The following is an 18,016-nucleotide window of genomic DNA, read 5'->3' on the forward strand; positions in this document are numbered from 1 at the left end:
GATGAACTATAAGCGACCCGTCTCGGTGCTGGTGGTGATTTATGCCGGGAATACTGGGCGGGTGCTCATGCTTCAGCGACGTGATGATCCGGATTTCTGGCAGTCGGTGACCGGCAGCCTGGAAGAGGATGAAAGCGCGCGATGTGCCGCACAGCGTGAAGTGAAAGAAGAAGTTAACATCGACATCGCCGCTGAGGCGTTGTCGTTGGTTGACTGTCAACGCAGTGTGGAATTCGAGCTTTTTGCTCATTTGAGACGTCGCTATGCCCCTGGCGTGACGCATAACCTGGAACACTGGTTCTGTCTGGCATTGCCCGATGAACGCCCGGTAGAGATCAGTGAACATCTGGCTTACCAATGGCTGGATGCGCCCGATGCGGCGCGGTTGACCAAATCCTGGAGCAACCGGCAGGCGATTGAAGAATTTGTTATTTGTCCAGCCAGGCCCTGACGATTCCCGGGGCGCCGCAAGGTGGCGGCCCGATAACTTAAGGGTATAACAGGCTTTTTTCGGAGATTTTTATGGCAGGTCATAGTAAGTGGGCCAACACTAAGCATCGCAAAGCAGCACAGGACGCTAAACGCGGTAAGATTTTCACCAAAATTATCCGCGAACTGGTTACCGCGGCCCGTTTGGGCGGCGGCGATCCCGGCTCCAACCCCCGCCTGCGTGCCGCCATTGATAAAGCGCTGTCCAACAACATGACGCGCGATACCCTGAACCGGGCGATTGCGCGCGGCGTGGGTGGCGATGAAGATGCCAACATGGAAACCATCATTTATGAAGGCTACGGCCCTGGCGGCACAGCGGTGATGGTGGAATGCCTGAGTGACAACCGTAACCGCACCGTGTCTGAAGTGCGTCATGCCTTTACCAAATGCGGCGGCAACCTGGGAACCGACGGCTCGGTGTCCTATCTGTTCTCCAAGAAAGGCGTAATTTCTTATGCACCGGGTCTGGATGAAGACACGGTGATGGATGCGGCGCTAGAAGCCGGTGCCGATGACGTAGTGTCTTACGACGATGGCGCGATCGACGTGTTTACGCCGTGGGAAAGCTTCGGGCAGGTAAAAGATGCGCTTGATGCAGCTGGTCTGGTGGCTGAATCCGCTGAAGTTTCAATGATTCCGTCAACCAAAGCGGACATGGACGCTGAAACCGCACCGAAGCTGATGCGTTTGATCGACATGCTGGAAGATTGCGACGACGTGCAGGAGGTTTATCACAATGGTGAGATCTCCGATGAGGTAGCGGCGCTGCTGTAATGGCCGCCCGTTCATTGCAGCCGACAACCGGGGAGGCGTGATGAGTATTATTCTCGGCATCGACCCCGGTTCCCGTGTGACCGGTTACGGCATTGTCCGTCAGCAAGGGCGGCAGATCAGCTATCTGGGGAGTGGGTGTATCCGCACCGCGGTGGATGATCTGCCCACGCGTCTCAAGCTGATTTATGCCGGCGTCAGTGAAATCATCACGCAGTTTCAACCTGATTTTTTCGCTATCGAGCAGGTGTTCATGGCTCGCAATGCCGACTCGGCGTTGAAGCTGGGGCAGGCGCGAGGTGCAGCGATTGTGGCGGCGGTTAACCAGTCATTGCCGGTATTTGAATACGCGGCGCGGCAGGTAAAGCAAACGGTGGTCGGCACCGGCGCTGCCGAAAAAAGCCAGGTTCAGCATATGGTGAAAACACTACTCAAACTGCCAGCCAGCCCGCAGGCTGATGCCGCCGACGCCCTGGCGATTGCCATTACGCACTGTCATTTTAGTCAGAATTTCTCACGAATTAGCCACGACAAGCTGACGCTGGCGCGTGGGCGTATTCGCTAATCGATATTATGTTTTAATCCCGGCTGCGGTTTGACCAAGCAAACTACCGCTTTTGTCAGAAAGCAGCCTGATTACCTGCTTTCTTTGATGGACCCCCTCTGGCGCTGTGTTCAGGTGTCTTACCTGTCTTTCGCTGTCATAACCGCCTTTTGTTTTGATCTGGAATAACACGGCGGTGTATGAACAATTCATAAAATCTCATACCCACAATTTACCCGACGGCGATAACCCGCCGGATTGATACCGAGTCTTTGTATGCTGTCTTCACTTCTCAAAAATAATCCGCGAGCTGTGGCAATACTGAGTGGTCTGGTGGTGGTCAATGTGCTGGTGTGGCTGCTGGCATGGGCCGTATTTCACAACCATACGGCTCTGATGGCTACTTGCCTGCTGGCGTGGTGTTACGGTTTGCGCCACGCAGTGGATGCTGACCATATCGCGGCTATCGATAACGTTACCCGTAAAATGATGCAGGAAGGCAAAATGCCGTTGGGTGTCGGGGCATGGTTTTCGTTAGGACATTCTTCGATTGTCATTCTGGCATCGCTGGCGCTGGCGGCAACAGCCGCCGCATTACAGGACGATATGGCATGGTTTCACGAGGTTGGCGGCGTGATCGGCACATCGGTTTCCGCCGGTTTTTTACTGCTGATGGCGTTGGTGAACCTGGTGATTTTACGTGGCGTCTGGAAACGTTTTCAGCAGTTCAAACAGGGTGATCGAGGAATACTCGGCCAGGCTGATGGTGTGCCGACCGCCGGTATCATGGGATGGCTATTCCGCGCCACGTTTCGGTTGGTGAACAAAAGCTGGCATATGTATCTGGTGGGGCTGTTATTTGGTTTAGGGTTCGATACGGCTACCGAAATCGGCGTATTGGGCATTTCCGCCGCTGGTGCTTCGCAGGGGATGTCGATCTGGTCGATCATGATTTTCCCGGCGTTGTTTACCTGCGGTATGGCACTGGTGGATACGCTGGATAATGTGTTGATGGTCGGCGCTTATGGCTGGGCATTCAGCAAACCGCAACGTAAGCTCTACTACAATTTGACCATTACCGCGACATCGGTGGTGGTGGCTGTGTTTATCGGCGGTATGGAAGCACTCGGATTACTGGCGGATAAACTGGATCTACATACGGGTTTATGGGGAGTCATCGATACGTTTAATGAGCAGTTGGGCAACGCCGGATTTTATGTCGTGGCACTGTTTATCGTATGTTGGATAGTCTCATTAGCCAATTATCGCTGGCGAAATTACGATGCCATGAATAGCCCGGCGGCGTAATAGCCGCATGGTTAACTGGAGTCGTATCCCAGCGGTTTCCCCGGTATTATCTCGTTTTCATTGATTGTCGGGGGGCTTTCACCCCTCGACGCCCGATATCTGGATATGCATCCAGCTTTTCTGTATCCGCCTCTTTTTTTGTGTTATAAGCTATACCCAAAATAATTCGGGTTGCAGGAGTGCCAACGCACCCGCAACCATGACGTATGGCGGGTATCCGCGCCATGTTGACATCAGCCAGATAAAGGAAAACACCACGTGATAGGTCGTCTCAGAGGCATTGTATTAGAGAAACAGCCGCCACTGGTACTGATTGAAGCCGGCGGCGTGGGATATGAAGTGCATATGCCGATGACCTGCTTTTACGAACTGCCGGATCTTGGCCTGGAAGCGGTGATTTTTACCCATTTTGTGGTGCGCGAAGATGCACAATTGCTGTTTGGTTTTAACAATAAACAAGAACGCTCTCTGTTTCGCGAACTGATCAAAGTCAATGGCGTCGGGCCGAAATTGGCGTTGGCGATTTTATCCGGTATGTCGGCCCAGCAGTTCGTCAGTGCGGTAGAACGTCAGGAAATCAACACGTTGGTGAAATTACCGGGCGTGGGCAAGAAAACGGCAGAGCGGCTTGTGGTGGAAATGAAAGACCGCTTTAAAGGATTGAACGGCGATCTGTTCAATGCCGCCAGTGATATTGCCTTGCCGGCGCAAACCGGTGAGGCGGCACCGGAAGCGGATCCACAAGCCGAAGCGGAAGCCGCGCTGGTTGCGCTCGGTTATAAACCACAGGAAGCAAGCCGGATGGTGAATAAAGTGTCTCGACCGGGTGCTGATTGTGAAACCCTGATCAGGGATGCGCTACGCGCTGCGCTGTGAGGTAGATATGATTGAAGCCGACCGCCTGATTTCACCCAGTGTAGTCTCCGATGAGGAAATACTGGACCGCGCTATTCGTCCCAAGCTGTTATCCGAATATGTCGGGCAGCCGGTGGTGCGCGAACAGATGGAGATTTTTATCGAGGCCGCGCGCAGGCGGGGTGATGCACTTGACCATTTGTTGATTTTCGGCCTCCGGGATTGGGTAAAACCACGCTGGCGAATATCGTTGCTAACGAAATGGGGGTCAATCTGCGGACAACCTCCGGTCCAGTGCTGGAAAAAGCGGGCGACCTGGCCGCGTTGTTGACCAATCTCGAGCCGCATGACGTGTTATTCATTGATGAGATTCATCGGCTGTCGCCGGTCGTAGAGGAGGTGCTCTATCCGGCGATGGAAGATTATCAGTTGGATATTATGATCGGTGAAGGGCCGGCAGCACGTTCCATCAAGCTGGATTTGCCGCCTTTTACGCTTATCGGGGCGACGACCCGAGCCGGATCGTTGACGTCGCCGCTGCGAGACCGTTTCGGTATCGTGCAGCGACTCGAGTTCTATCAGGTTGCTGATTTACAACATATTGTGCAGCGCAGCGCTCAGTGCCTGGGGTTGGAGATGACGGTTGACGGCGCGCTGGAAGTGGCTCGTCGGTCGCGTGGTACGCCGCGTATCGCCAACCGATTGTTACGCCGGGTACGTGATTTCTCCGAAGTGAAATCAGACGGTGCGATCTCGGCAGAGGTGGCCATTCAGGCGTTGGATATGCTGGCGGTAGACTCCGAAGGGTTCGATTATATGGACCGCAAGCTGCTGCTGGCGGTTATCGATAAGTTCATGGGGGGGCCGGTGGGTCTGGACAACCTGGCGGCGGCGATTGGCGAAGAACGTGAAACGATTGAAGATGTGCTGGAGCCTTATCTTATTCAGCAAGGGTTTCTGCAACGCACACCGCGTGGACGCATCGCGACGCAACATGCCTATCGCCATTTCGGCCTGACCCGCGAGCAGGAAGAGTAGGAACCCCGAAGAGAGCACCGGAAGAACAGTCACTGGTCGCCTTTCATCGTTTTTCATCGTTGCCGCCAGCCGATTGACTGGCGGCAAATCGTATTACGCTGTAACCCACCAACAGGTTAATTCGCTTTTTCCCGGCGTTGCCAACCTATCACGACGTCAGGCTGTTTGCCTTTTCAGTAGGCTGAGCATGAACAGCAGCGACGCACATAACACCACGGAAGGGCCGGCAGGCGTATTGACCTCTGCTGAAAAAGCGAGCCCCCCGGTGACGGCCAAAATACCGACTCCCATCGCACAAACAGCCATTTGCTCCGGCGTGCGGGCAAATCGACGAGCCGTAGCGGCGGGAATGATGAGCAATGAGGTAATGATCAGCGCGCCGACAAACTTCATCGCCAGGCCAATGGTTAATGCGGTGATCAGCATCAATAACAGTTTGGTTCGTGCTATCGCGACACCATCGACGTGCGCCAGTTCCGGGCTGACCGTCATGGAGAGCAGTGCACGCCATTGCCATCCCAGCACACCAAGTACCAGCAGTACGCCGGGGGCGATCAGCCGTAGGTCTTCACTGGTGACGGCAAGCAGGTCGCCAAATAGATAGGCCATCAAATCAACACGGACATTATTCATTAAACTGACAACCACCAGCCCCAACGACAGCGCACTGTGCGCCATGATACCGAGCAAGGTATCGATCGCCAGCCCTGGCCGGCGTTCCAGCCAGACTAACCCGACGGCCAGCAGTAACGTAATAGCAATAACCGCATAGAACAGGTTGATGTCTAACAGCAATCCCAGCGCGACGCCCAGCAAGGATGCATGGGCGAGGGTATCACCAAAATAAGACATGCGCCGCCATACGACGAAGGAACCGAGCGGCCCTGCCGCCAGCGCCAGACACACTCCCGCCAGCCAACCAGGCAACAACAACTCAATCATGCGTGATTACCATCCTGTCGTTTTAAAATGATTTTCCCGTTCAGATCATGGCGATGATTATGATGGTGGCGGTAAATCGCCAACTGTCCGGCGCCGCGATGGCCGAACATGGCTAAAAATTCCGGGTGCAGCGACACCACTTCCGGCGTACCGGAACAGCAGATATGCTGATTAAGGCACAGGACTTCATCGGTTTTCGCCATCACCAGATGCAGGTCATGGGAAACCATCAGCACGCCGCACTGGTAATCCTGCCGCAACTGATTAATTAATTCATACAGTGCCAGTTGACCGTTGACATCGACCCCTTGGGTAGGTTCATCCAGTACCAGTAATTGCGGGCGTGTAAGAATAGCGCGGGCCAACAAAACACGCTGGGTTTCGCCGCCAGAGAGTTTTTGCATCGGTTGTTCCAGCAAATGTCCCGCCTGTACGCGCTTTAATGCCGGCATAATGTCCTGTTTATTCACACCAGGGCGTAACAGCATAAAGCGTTTAACCGTCAGAGGGAGGGTGGGGTCCAGATGCAGTTTTTGCGGTACATAGCCGATACGGAGATGCGCTGCGTGCGTCAGTGTACCGCGGGTGGGTGGCTGCAATCCTAACACCACTCGAACCAGTGTGGATTTCCCCGCACCGTTCGGCCCGAGCAGCGTCAGAATGCGACCAGCCTGCAATGTAAGCGAAATATCACTGAGTACAGCTTTGTTACCAAACTGCACGCCAATATTTTCCAGTGAAACCAGCGTTGACATAGAATTCTATTTGCAGAGGGTGTGTGACGTTATAATATAACGCGTTTATATTAATAAATCGACGGATGATTGGGTATGTTGCGAGTCACGCATTATAAATGGCTAAATGCTGTACTGACTACCGGTACATTGCTGGCTTCACTATCTGCGGCGACGGGTGTTTCCGCCGCTATAGTGACGTCTATTCGCCCTCTGGCATTTATCACGACGGCAATTGCCGATGGCGTTACGCCGACGGAGGTGTTATTACCGGACGGTGCATCCCCCCACGATTATGCACTACGCCCCTCCGATGTACAGCGCCTTAAATCAGCCGATCTGGTGATTTGGGTTGGGCCGGAGATGGAAGCCTTTTTGCCCAAAGCACTGCAATCATTGCCCGCTGAGCGGCAACTTGCCTTAAGTCAGCAATCAACGATTCATTCTCTATTGTTACGGGAATCACATCCTGAGCAGGTTGCCGCAGAAAATCATACGCCACATGATGCCGATCATGACGGCCAGGCAAGTGATGGGCATGATCACAGTCATCATCCTGAAAATCATCAGGATGACGATGATGACGGGCATCATCATGGTGAGTTCAATATGCATCTCTGGCTGTCGCCTGAAATGGCCCAGGCTTCTGCCGTGGCGATTCATGCAAAATTATTGGAACGCATGCCGCAGAATAAAGACAAACTGGATGCAAATCTGCGTAAATTCACTGAGAAACTTGCACAGACAGATAAAAATATTGTTAATATGCTGATGCCTGTGCGTGGCAGGGGCTATTTCGTGTTTCACGATGCTTACGGCTACTTCGAGCGGCATTATGGGTTGACCCCACTGGGGCATTTTACTATCAACCCGGCTATTGCGCCCGGCGCACAGCGTTTAAACCAGATACGAACACAGTTGGTTGAGCACAAAGCGGTATGCGTTTTTGCTGAGCCACAATTCAGGCCAGCGGTCATCAATGCTGTCGCCAAGGGAACTGACGTACGCATCGGCGTGCTGGACCCGTTGGGAAGTGACATTGTGCCGGATCAAGACAGCTACGTGCGTTTTTTGTCGCAACTGTCTGAACAGTATTTAAGCTGCCTGAAGGAAAAATAATGAGGATAGGAACAAGTGCAGCAGATAGTCCGAACTATCGCTCTGGCGTATAACAGCCTGCCCCGGCCTCACCGCGTGATGCTGGGGTCATTGACTGTTGTCACACTGGCCGCCGCTGTCTGGCGGCCAATGACATATCCCCCGGTTAATGACGCACCTGTTATCGTAAGAGACGCGGAAAGCGAGAAAAACCAAACGCAGAGCCAGGCTCTGAATCCCCCGGCAAGTGAACCCCTGGACAGTAATCCATTGCCGCCTGTAACGGCGCAACAAACCGCCGTCACAGCGCCGACGGCAGATGTTTCCGAAGCCAACAGCGAACCGCTGGATCAGCCGTCAACCACCAATGGTATTGCCGGTGACGAGCTGGATGACAAAGAATCTGATAATACGCATGAATATGTCGTCTCTACTGGCGATACGCTGAGTAGTATTCTGACCCAGTACGGCATTGATATGTCAGATATTAGCGCGTTGGCGGAGCGAAATGCGGCGTTGCGGAATCTGAAGATCGGCCAGCAGTTAACCTGGACGCTGGATACCGATGGCGCATTGCAGACTTTGACCTGGCAGGTTTCCCGACGTGAAACCCGTACTTATACCCGTAGCGGCGATATATTCCGTGAGGAGATCGAGAACGTAGAGGGTGACTGGCAGAACAAAGTACTGACTGGCCGTCTGGACGGCAGTTTCGCCAGTAGCGCTCAGGCAGCGGGTTTAACCAGCAGCGAAGTGCGTGAAGTGATTCGGGCGTTGCAATGGCAACTGGATTTTCGCAAATTGCGCAAAGACGATAGTTTTGCCGTGCTGATTTCCCGTGAAATATTGGATGGACACAGTGAACAGAGTGAGCTGCAAGGCGTTCGTCTGCGTACCGGCGGGAAGAATTACTATGCGTTCCGTGCAGAAGATGGCAAATTTTACGATCGTGAAGGTTCCGGGCTGACTCGCGGTTTCCTGCGTTTCCCGACCATGAAACAGTTTAAGGTCTCTTCCAACTTCAATCCGCGCCGTTTGAATCCGGTAACCGGTCGTATTGCGCCGCACCGTGGCGTTGATTTTTCCATGCCGGTGGGGACGCCGGTTTTGGCGGTAGGCGATGGGGAAGTGGTGGTGGCGGAGCGGGATAGCGAAGCCGGTAATTTTGTCGCCGTGCGTCACGGGCGCCAGTACACCACCCGTTATATGCATATGAACCGTTTGCTGGTGAAGCCGGGGCAGAAGATAAAACGCGGCGATCGCATCGGGTTATCCGGCAATACCGGACGTTCAACCGGGCCGCACCTGCATTATGAACTGTGGGTTAATCAGCAGGCCGTCAATCCGCTAACGGCTAAACTGCCGCGTTCTGAGGGGTTGATGGGTAAAGAACGTCGCGATTATTTGGCGCATGTGCGTGAAGTGCTGCCGCAATTGCAACTGGACTGATCGACGTTCTGGATAAGCGACAGCCGGCAGTCAGCGCTGCCGGCTGTTTTTTTATATTGCACTGCCAAACGTCAGGCCAGTGCGTGTTCAATTGCAAAACATCGGATGGCTATTATTATTAACCCGATTTTGTAATGAAGAGTGGCGGCATGGAACAAGAGAAAAAAGAGAGGAAGACCAACGCTGAATTTATCCCACAGTTTACGCTTGCCTTCTTGCATCCGCGTTACTGGGGAATTTGGTTGGTTGTGGTAGTGACGGCGTTGCTGGCATGTATTCCCGCACGCGTACGCGATCCGCTGCTGGGGGCGTTAGGACGATGGGTAGGGCGCTTTTCCAAAGGCGCCAGGCGACGGGCCCGTATCAATTTACTGTTGTGTATGCCGCAACTGTCGGAAACCGAACGCGAGCATATTATCGATCAGATGTTTGCGACTGCGCCGCAAGCGATGTTGATGATGGTAGAACTGGCGATATTGCCCGCCAGTCGCGCTTACCGTCGCGTTCGCTGGCATGGCATGGAGATTGTCGAAGCATTGCAGGAACAGCAGCGTAATATTATCTTCATGGTACCGCACGGTTGGGCTGTTGATGTGCCTGCAATGCTGATGAGCTGGAGAGGCCAGAAAATGGCTGCCATGATGCACAATCAGAAAAACCCGCTGCAGGATTATCTGTGGAATACCCTGCGGCGCCGTTTTGGCGGCCGCCTGCATACCCGCAATGACGGCATAAAGCCTTTTATCAGCTCCGTGCGTGAAGGGTATTGGGGATATTATCTGCCGGATCAGGATCATGGTGCGGAACACAGCGAGTTCGTTGATTTCTTTGCGACCTATAAAGCGACATTGCCGGCTATTGGCCGTTTGATGAAGGTCTGCCGTGCTGAAATCGTGCCGCTGTTTCCGGTGTATGATGGCAAAACATCACAATTGGATATCTATATTCGCCCGCCGATGAGCGATATTAACAACGCCGATGATCAGACTATTGCCCGTCGCATGAATGATGAAGTTGAACAGTTGGTGACGCCTAATCCAGAGCAATACACCTGGATTTTGAAGTTGTTGAAGACCCGTAAGCCTGGAGAAACGGAGCCCTATCTACGTAAGGACCTGTATCCACGTAAAAAATAAAATCAAAGAGTCAGTACGTTAACAAGAAGGGCGATGCCGATGGCGTCGCCTTTTTTGTCAGCCCATCACCGAAAATGTGAAGATAAATCAGCAAAAAAGGTGGTGAAAAAACCTCATGCTCAGAGCACCCATACCAATGAAAAAATGAAAGCCGACACCGGAGAAGAAAAGGACAACACAAAAAACAAGAGTAACGATACTCAATAAAACCGTCCGTCAGTCAACCTACAATAAGATGCTCATCGCGCGATAATAAAGTAAATAGTAGTATTCGCGCAGATGGCAATAGTAATTGACCAGTCAGCAAATAACGGGCTGTGTGATGGCATAAGTTGCATACCGCCATATAATCAGAACGTTATTCCTGACCGGGAAATATGAAGGGTATACTCCTGTTGGAGAAAGGTTCGGCTTTATGAACAAACCGCTTTTATGTCTTGCATTAATGACTGCACACATTTCTTTTTCTCAGGCTGACAGTTGTCGAGCCAATCTATTTGGTGGTCAGGACTGTCGTTATAATGATGGCTCGACATCGACCAGTCGAACCAATCTGTTTGGTGGGTTTGATACCCGGTATAGCAATGGGCGGACCAGTACCAGCCGGGCTAATCTGTCGGGAGGCTATGACACCCAGTTTAGTGATGGCACTCATAGCACCAGCCGCGCGAATCTTTCAGGCGGGTTAGATACCCGGTATAGCGATGGTTCAAACAGCTCCAGCCGTAGCAACCTTTCTGGCGGTTATGACGTTCATTACAGTAATGGACGGTTTGGTTCCAGCCGCGCCAATCTGTCTGGCGGATTGGACGGAGATCATCTGGTGAATGCGCCTTAACCTGAGCGTTCATCTTTCAGAGTGAGTGCGCGCTGTGTGGATTCTGCGCGATAAGGTAGATGGCATTGATGTCCTGAGAGAATACGGCAGACGGCAATAAAAAACGGGGCACTGTTATCGCCCCGTTTTATGCTTCTTAACGCTGTTTCGCTATTGCAGTGGGAAACTATTCCACCCGCAGTACACGTACCGTATTGGTTGTGCCGACCGTTCCCATTACGTCACCTTGGGTAACGATGACCAAATCACCCGAGACCAGGAAACCTTTGTCGCGCAGCAGGAGCACGGCATCATTAGCCGCCGCCACACCATCGGTATAGCTGGTGAATTGTACCGGGGTAACGCCGCGGTACAGGGCGGTCAAATTCAGCGTGTGCTCATGACGAGACATAGCGAAAATCGGCAGGCCGGAGCTGATGCGCGACATCATCAATGCGGTACGGCCAGACTCTGTCATGGCGATAATCGCGGTCACGCCATTAAGGTGGTTGGCCGTGTACATGGCGGACATGGCGATCGACTCTTCCACATTATCGAACTGCACGTCGAGGCGATGTTTAGATACGTTGATGCTGGGGATCTTTTCTGCTCCCAGACAAACTTTCGCCATCGCGGCGACGGTTTCCGCCGGGTATTGACCGGCAGCCGTTTCCGCGGAGAGCATCACTGCATCCGTGCCATCAAGTACGGCGTTGGCGACGTCCATCACTTCAGCGCGAGTCGGCATCGGGTTGGTGATCATCGACTCCATCATCTGCGTTGCCGTAATCACGGCGCGATTCAACTGACGAGCGCGGCGAATCAATTTTTTCTGGATACCCACCAATTCCGGATCGCCGATTTCTACGCCCAAGTCGCCGCGAGCTACCATCACGACGTCGGAAGCCAGAATAATATCATCCATTGCTTCGTCAGTTGATACCGCTTCCGCACGTTCTACCTTGGAAACGATTTTAGCATTGCTGCCGGCTTCGCGAGCCAGGCGGCGCGCATAGTGTAGGTCTTCACCGGTGCGGGGGAATGACACCGCCAGAAAGTCCACGCCGATTTTGGCGGCGGTAACAATGTCGGCTTTGTCTTTTTCGGTTAAGGCTTCAGCCGAGAGGCCACCGCCCAATTTGTTGATGCCTTTGTTGTTAGACAGCGGACCACCGACGGTCACTTCGGTGAACACTTTCATGCCATCGACTGTCAGAACTTTTAACTGCACACGGCCGTCGTCGAGTAGCAGGATATCGCCGGGAACCACATCGCTGGGCAATCCTTTATAGTCGATCCCCACTTTTTCCTTGTCGCCTTCGCCTTTTCCAAGGTTGGCGTCCAACAGGAATTTGTCACCGATATTGAGGAATATCTTCCCTTCTTTGAAGGTCGACACGCGAATTTTGGGCCCCTGGAGATCGCCCAGAATAGCAACGTGGCGGCCAAGTTTAGCCGCAATTTCGCGAACTTTGTTAGCACGCAGCAGGTGGTCTTCCAGCGTGCCGTGAGAAAAGTTCAGGCGGACTACGTTTGCGCCTGCGGCAATGATCTTTTCCAGATTATTGTCGCGGTCCGTAGCCGGTCCCAGCGTGGTAACGATTTTGGTTCTTCTGAGCCGTCTGGACATGTATAACTCCGTTGACTGGTGAAGCTGTTGTAATGTAGTAATGCCGTCAGGCGAGGGGGACGGTAATAGCGCCTTTTGTGCCGCTCTGTACTGCCCGGATGCTGCGCCTGTAATTATGATTGAATGGCGGGGAGTTGTCCCATGGTACTTACGCCTCGCCGTCCGTGTTGATGTTATAGCATAATTAATTAAACGGGTTGCTGAATCGTTCTTCCTTATCAAATCTCGATTCGCGTAATGCTTCCTTGACCCGCTTCAAGTTATCGCGGAATTTTGCTCCGCGCCGCAGAGTAAAACCTGTCGCCAGCACATCGATCAGTGTCAACTGAGCGATGCGCGATACCATCGGCATATACACATCGGTATCTTCAGGGACTTCAACCCGTAGCGTGAGCGAGGCTTCCCGTGAAAGAGGAGAACCATCCGACGTAATGGCGATCACTGTGGCGTCATTTTCCCGCGCCAGCCGAGCCATATCCACCAGACTTTTGGTGCGCCCGGTGTGTGAAATAAGCACCACGACATCGCCGTCGCCGGAGTTCATGCAACTCATGCGCTGCATGACCAGGTCGTCGAAGTACACCACCGGAATATTAAAACGAAAAAACTTGTTCATCGCGTCGTGAGCGACGGCTGCCGACGCGCCAAAACCAAAGAAAGAGATCTTGCGTGCCTGCGTGAGCAGGTCTACCGCACGGTTGATGGCCTGAATATCCAGGCAGGATTTCACATGCTCCAGCCCGGCCATGGTGGATTCGAAAATCTTACTGGTGTAAGACTCAACCGAGTCGTCTTCTTCTACGTTGCGGTTCACGTAAGGGGTGCCGTTGGCCAGACTTTGCGCCAAATGCAGTTTAAAATCGGGAAAGCCTTTGGTATCCAGACGACGGCAGAAGCGGTTGACCGTAGGTTCGCTCACTTCCGCCATACCGGCGAGGGTAGCGATACTGGAGTGGATGGCTGTCTGCGGCGACGCGAGAATCACCTCCGCCACCTTTCGTTCTGATTTACTCAACAGCTCCAGATGACCCTGGATTTTTTCCAGCATATTCATATGACAACGACCATCTATGGTATTTTGGATTTCAGCCAAAGGTGAAACCGATGCGGATTTTGTGAAATATACTACGAGCCCGCAACGGTTGGCAGAGGTGGACACAACAAGTCATCTGATTTTTTTGTCAGAACATGACGTGTGTCTAACTTTCAGAACGGTAACTGGCTGTCAGAAACGATGGGAAATTTCTCTTTTAGGCAGATGCCAGACTCGTTTTCCTCATCGGCACAATAGGTTCTAAGGCCTTGTGGTATCAGAATCAGCCGATAATGTGGTTTTCTTACGGGTTTACTGGTTTGTGTCAAAAAGAGTACATTATTGATGTAATAAAATTACAGCGTCCTGCAATGAGGAGATTGAAAATGGCGGTAACGTCAACAGCCCAGGCGTGTGACCTGGTTATTTTCGGTGCGAAGGGCGACCTGGCGCGTCGTAAATTGCTGCCTTCACTGTATCAACTGGAAAAAGCAGGCCATATTCATCCGGAAACCCGCATCATCGGCGTAGGACGAGCGGAATGGGACCGAGACACCTATATCAAAGTGGTGCGTGAAGCCCTGGACACCTTTCTTAAGGAACCGCTCGACCCGGCATTGTGGGCGACATTGAGCAACCGACTCGATTTCTGCAATCTTGATGTAGAAGACACCGAGGGGTTCAATCGTCTGGGTACGATGCTCGATCAACCAAATCGTACCACCATCAATTATTTCGCCATGCCGCCGAGCACTTTCGGCGCTATCTGCCGAGGCTTGGGCAAAGCAGGTTTGAACAAAGAACCGGCGCGCGTGGTGATGGAAAAACCATTAGGCACCAACCTGGCATCGTCGCGGGTGATCAACAATCAGGTGGCGGAGTTTTTTAACGAGTGTCAGGTCTATCGTATCGACCATTACCTCGGCAAAGAAACCGTGCTGAACTTGCTGGCGTTGCGGTTTGCCAACTCCCTGTTTGTCAATAACTGGGATAACCGTACTATCGATCACGTGCAGATTACCGTGGCCGAAGAGGTGGGTATTGAAGGGCGCTGGGGGTATTTCGATCAGGCCGGGCAAATGCGCGATATGATCCAGAACCACCTATTGCAGATTCTGACCATGATCGCCATGTCTCCACCGGCGGACCTGAGCACGGATCGCATCCGTGATGAAAAAGTTAAAGTGCTGCGCTCGCTGCGCCGTATCGATCGTTCCAACGTGCATGAGGTAACGGTGCGCGGTCAGTACACCAGCGGTTTTGTGCAGGGCAAGAAAGTGCCGGGTTACCTGGAAGAAGAGGGTGCCAACAAGACCAGCAATACCGAAACCTTCGTGGCGATCCGTGTCGATATTGACGACTGGCGCTGGTCCGGCGTGCCGTTTTATCTGCGTACCGGTAAGCGCTTGCCGTCAAAATGTTCGGAAGTGGTGGTGTACTTTAAAAACCCGGCGCTCAACCTGTTCCACGATTCCTATCAGCAGTTGCCGCAAAACAAGCTGATTATTCGTCTGCAACCCGATGAAGGGGTGGAAATTCAGATTCTCAACAAAATCCCAGGGCTGGATCACAAACATCGGTTGCAGACCACCAAACTTGACCTGAGTTTTTCCGAAACCTTTAACCAACAGCATCTGGCGGATGCTTACGAGCGATTATTGCTGGAAACCATGCGCGGTATTCAGGCGCTGTTTGTGCGCCGCGACGAAGTGGAAGAAGCCTGGAAATGGGTGGACTCGATTATGGAAGCCTGGGCAATGGACAATGACTCTCCCAAGCCTTATCAGGCCGGGACCTGGGGACCGGTGGCGTCCGTCGCTATGATTACCCGCGATGGGCGTTCCTGGAACGAAGTGGAATAAGCGGTTTTGCCCTGCCGGAAAGCGGGGCGAAGCCGTTAGCGTTTTTTTTGGCTGACGGTGCGGTCGGACATCCGTGGGTAACTGCGGATCCCTGTGGCAGGGGCGCGCCAGATCATTAATCGATGCCCGTTGGGCATGACTGGAGATTACCCTCGATGAAAAACTGGAAAACCAGTGCGGAACAGATTCTGACAGCCGGTCCGGTTGTTCCTGTGATTGTGATTAACAAACTGGAACACGCGGTGCCGATGGCGAAAGCCCTGGTAGCGGGTGGCGTGCGCGTACTGGAACTGACGTTGCGTACCGACTGTGCGGTTGAGGCCATTCGCCTGATCGCGCAGGAAGTGCCGGACGCTATCGTCGGTGCGGGTACGGTAACCAATCCGCAACAGCTGGCGGAAGTGACTGCCGCGGGGGCGCAGTTTGCTATCAGCCCCGGTCTGACCGAGCCGTTGTTGAAAGCGGCAACGGAAGGCACCATTCCGTTGATCCCCGGGATTAGCACCGTTTCCGAGCTGATGCTGGGGATGGATTACGGGTTGCGTGAATTTAAGTTCTTCCCGGCTGAAGCTAACGGTGGTGTGAAAGCGTTGCAGGCGATTGCCGGTCCGTTTGGTAAAATTCGCTTCTGCCCGACCGGCGGCATCTCCCTGAAGAACTACCGCGAGTATCTGGCGCTGAAAAGCGTACTGTGCGTCGGTGGTTCCTGGCTGGTACCGGCCGATGCGCTGGAAAGCGGCGACTATGATCGCATCACCGCGCTGGCGCGTGAAGCGGTTGCAGGAGCGACAGCCTGATCGGCATTTGTCTCTAAGTCATTTCATAAGCCCGCGCTGCGGGCTTTTTTGTACCTTATCGACAAGCCGGCAGGTTTATCTTGCGCTGACGTTGACGGCAACCGCGCTCGTTTTCGCCAGTTGTACGGCCGCATTGGTATTATCGGCCGTCGCCAGTGCAACGCCCATGCGCCGACGTCCGTTGATGTCGGGTTTGCCGAACAGTCGAATCTGGGTATGGGGGAGCAGCGCCTGTTCCAGTCCCTGATACTGCACATTATTGCTGGTCAGCTCCGGCAGGATGACCGCAGAAGCCGATGGGCCGTACTGCCGTATTGCGCCGATCGGCAAGCCCAGGAAAGCACGAACATGCAGGGCGAACTCGGACAAATCCTGCGAAATGAGTGTCACCATACCGGTATCATGCGGGCGTGGCGACACTTCACTGAAGATGACGTCATCGCCGCAAATAAACAGCTCGACGCCAAACAGACCGAAACCACCCAGCGCCTTTACCACATTTCCGGCAATCTCTTTGGCGCGCGTCAATGCCAGCTCGCTCATCCGTTGCGGCTGCCAGGATTCGCGATAGTCGCCGTCTTCCTGACGATGGCCGATTGGCTCGCAGAAGTGCAGGCCGTCAATTGCATGAATGGTTAATAACGTGATTTCGAAATCAAATTTCACCAGCCCTTCTACAATCACTTTTCCGCCGCCGGCGCGACCGCCTTCTTGCGCATAGCGCCAGGCGCGATCCAACTGCTCCGGCGATCGGATCAGGCTCTGGCCTTTCCCCGATGAGCTCATCACCGGTTTGACGATACAAGGGAAGCCTAACTCATGGGCCGCCTGACGGAACGCCGTTTCGTCAGCGGCAAACCGGTAACTGGACGTCGGCAGGCCCAGCGTTTCCGCCGCCAATCGACGAATGCCTTCACGATTCATGGTCAGTCGGGTGGCTTCAGCGCATGGCACGACTCGTTGCCCTTGCTGTTCCAGCGCGACCAGCATATCCGTAGCGATAGCCTCGATTTCCGGCACGATATAGTCCGGGCGTTCCTGCGCCACCAGTTGTTTCAACGCGTCGCCATCGAGCATGTTGATGACATGGCTGCGGTGAGCGACCTGCATCGCGGGGGCATCGGCGTAGCGATCAACCGCAATAACTTCGATACCCAGTCGCTGGCATTCAATCGCCACTTCTTTTCCCAGCTCGCCGGAGCCTAGCAGCATAACGCGTGTGGCGCCGGGACGCAGGGCTGTTCCGATTGTTAACATAACCTGATACCTGATGGTGTTGTAAAAAAGAGGTGTAGAAAAAATGGGCGGATTGGCCGCCCGAACGTAGCCGAAGTATAAACGAAAACGTTTGCGTTTGGCATCATTCGCGTAGCGGTACGCAAAAGCGCGTGAAAATCCTTGCAGATCTCGGCGCACGCTGGATTCCGCGGATGATTCATGACAGGCTTTGGGCATTTGCCGTCTCGCCGGCGTAAAGCTGGGTGTAAGGCAGAACCTGATCAATGAATGG

General features: G+C 53.5%; 17 protein-coding genes and 1 pseudogene. 13 read left to right on the top strand and 5 right to left on the bottom strand.

From position 1 onward, the window contains the following. The first annotated feature begins 1 nt into the window (after position 1). The 6 genes and pseudogenes from nudB (at position 2) to ruvB (ending at position 5,008) form a co-directional block, all read left to right on the top strand. Positions 2–451 carry a dihydroneopterin triphosphate diphosphatase gene (gene nudB / locus DCH402_RS09495; RefSeq protein WP_012769968.1) on the top strand — a complete coding sequence of 150 codons (450 nt, stop codon included), beginning with the start codon at positions 2–4 and terminating at the stop codon, positions 449–451. Between the two features lie 71 nt (positions 452–522). Further along, positions 523–1,266, top strand: a complete 744-nt coding sequence (locus DCH402_RS09500; RefSeq protein WP_040000868.1) for a YebC/PmpR family DNA-binding transcriptional regulator — start codon at positions 523–525, stop codon at positions 1,264–1,266. A 40-nt stretch (positions 1,267–1,306) separates the two neighbouring features. Continuing rightward, positions 1,307–1,828 carry a crossover junction endodeoxyribonuclease RuvC gene (gene ruvC / locus DCH402_RS09505; RefSeq protein WP_012769966.1) on the top strand — a complete coding sequence of 174 codons (522 nt, stop codon included), beginning with the start codon at positions 1,307–1,309 and terminating at the stop codon, positions 1,826–1,828. A 255-nt stretch (positions 1,829–2,083) separates the two neighbouring features. After that, a complete protein-coding gene (locus DCH402_RS09510; RefSeq protein WP_040000869.1) occupies positions 2,084–3,115 on the top strand; it encodes a HoxN/HupN/NixA family nickel/cobalt transporter in 1,032 nt (343 codons plus the stop codon). A gap of 258 nt (positions 3,116–3,373) precedes the next feature. After that, the gene (gene ruvA / locus DCH402_RS09515) at positions 3,374–3,991 is read left to right on the top strand and encodes a Holliday junction branch migration protein RuvA (RefSeq protein WP_040000870.1); all 618 of its coding nucleotides are present in this window, start codon (positions 3,374–3,376) and stop codon (positions 3,989–3,991) included. 7 nt (positions 3,992–3,998) lie between these two features. Next, a pseudogene (gene ruvB, locus DCH402_RS09520) lies at positions 3,999–5,008 on the top strand (Holliday junction branch migration DNA helicase RuvB). Between the two features lie 156 nt (positions 5,009–5,164). Here ruvB and znuB read toward each other — a convergent pair. Then, positions 5,165–5,950, bottom strand: a complete 786-nt coding sequence (znuB, locus tag DCH402_RS09525; protein ID WP_012769962.1) for a zinc ABC transporter permease subunit ZnuB — start codon at positions 5,948–5,950, stop codon at positions 5,165–5,167. After that, positions 5,947–6,705, bottom strand: coding sequence for a zinc ABC transporter ATP-binding protein ZnuC (gene znuC / locus DCH402_RS09530; RefSeq protein WP_040000871.1), 759 nt, complete (start codon positions 6,703–6,705; stop codon positions 5,947–5,949). Before znuC ends, znuB begins: the two co-directional genes overlap by 4 nt. A gap of 75 nt (positions 6,706–6,780) precedes the next feature. Between znuC and znuA the strand changes: the two genes are divergently transcribed. The 5 genes from znuA (at position 6,781) to DCH402_RS21260 (ending at position 11,205) form a co-directional block, all read left to right on the top strand. Continuing rightward, positions 6,781–7,803, top strand: a complete 1,023-nt coding sequence (gene znuA / locus DCH402_RS09535; protein WP_040000872.1) for a zinc ABC transporter substrate-binding protein ZnuA — start codon at positions 6,781–6,783, stop codon at positions 7,801–7,803. A gap of 15 nt (positions 7,804–7,818) precedes the next feature. Then, entirely contained in the window at positions 7,819–9,231 is a 1,413-nt protein-coding gene (gene mepM, locus DCH402_RS09540; protein WP_040000873.1) for a murein DD-endopeptidase MepM, read from the top strand. Positions 9,232–9,380: 149 nt separating this feature from the next. Next, a complete protein-coding gene (gene lpxM, locus DCH402_RS09545) occupies positions 9,381–10,367 on the top strand; it encodes a lauroyl-Kdo(2)-lipid IV(A) myristoyltransferase (RefSeq protein WP_040000875.1) in 987 nt (328 codons plus the stop codon). A 33-nt stretch (positions 10,368–10,400) separates the two neighbouring features. Beyond that, positions 10,401–10,574 (top strand): hypothetical protein, encoded by a 174-nt coding sequence (locus DCH402_RS22730; RefSeq protein WP_162531369.1) that lies wholly within the window; start codon positions 10,401–10,403, stop codon positions 10,572–10,574. Positions 10,575–10,782: 208 nt separating this feature from the next. Further along, on the top strand, positions 10,783–11,205 hold the full coding sequence (locus DCH402_RS21260) for a hypothetical protein (protein ID WP_012769956.1): 423 nt from the start codon (positions 10,783–10,785) through the stop codon (positions 11,203–11,205). A gap of 166 nt (positions 11,206–11,371) precedes the next feature. Here the strand turns inward: DCH402_RS21260 and pyk are convergent, their stop codons facing one another. Beyond that, complete coding sequence (pyk, locus tag DCH402_RS09550) at positions 11,372–12,814, bottom strand: pyruvate kinase (protein WP_040000876.1); 1,443 nt, start codon at positions 12,812–12,814, stop codon at positions 11,372–11,374. Positions 12,815–12,998: 184 nt separating this feature from the next. After that, on the bottom strand, positions 12,999–13,868 hold the full coding sequence (locus tag DCH402_RS09555) for a MurR/RpiR family transcriptional regulator (RefSeq protein ID WP_040000877.1): 870 nt from the start codon (positions 13,866–13,868) through the stop codon (positions 12,999–13,001). 365 nt (positions 13,869–14,233) lie between these two features. Between DCH402_RS09555 and zwf the strand changes: the two genes are divergently transcribed. Next, entirely contained in the window at positions 14,234–15,709 is a 1,476-nt protein-coding gene (gene zwf / locus DCH402_RS09560; protein ID WP_040000878.1) for a glucose-6-phosphate dehydrogenase, read from the top strand. Positions 15,710–15,864: 155 nt separating this feature from the next. Then, the gene (locus DCH402_RS09565; RefSeq protein ID WP_012769952.1) at positions 15,865–16,506 is read left to right on the top strand and encodes a bifunctional 4-hydroxy-2-oxoglutarate aldolase/2-dehydro-3-deoxy-phosphogluconate aldolase; all 642 of its coding nucleotides are present in this window, start codon (positions 15,865–15,867) and stop codon (positions 16,504–16,506) included. A 75-nt stretch (positions 16,507–16,581) separates the two neighbouring features. Here DCH402_RS09565 and purT read toward each other — a convergent pair whose 3' ends face one another. Further along, positions 16,582–17,763 carry a formate-dependent phosphoribosylglycinamide formyltransferase gene (gene purT, locus DCH402_RS09570; RefSeq protein ID WP_040003516.1) on the bottom strand — a complete coding sequence of 394 codons (1,182 nt, stop codon included), beginning with the start codon at positions 17,761–17,763 and terminating at the stop codon, positions 16,582–16,584. Positions 17,764–18,016: the final 253 nt, after the last annotated feature.

Source organism: Dickeya chrysanthemi NCPPB 402 (genome assembly GCF_000406105.1).
Lineage (GTDB): Bacteria > Pseudomonadota > Gammaproteobacteria > Enterobacterales > Enterobacteriaceae > Dickeya > Dickeya chrysanthemi.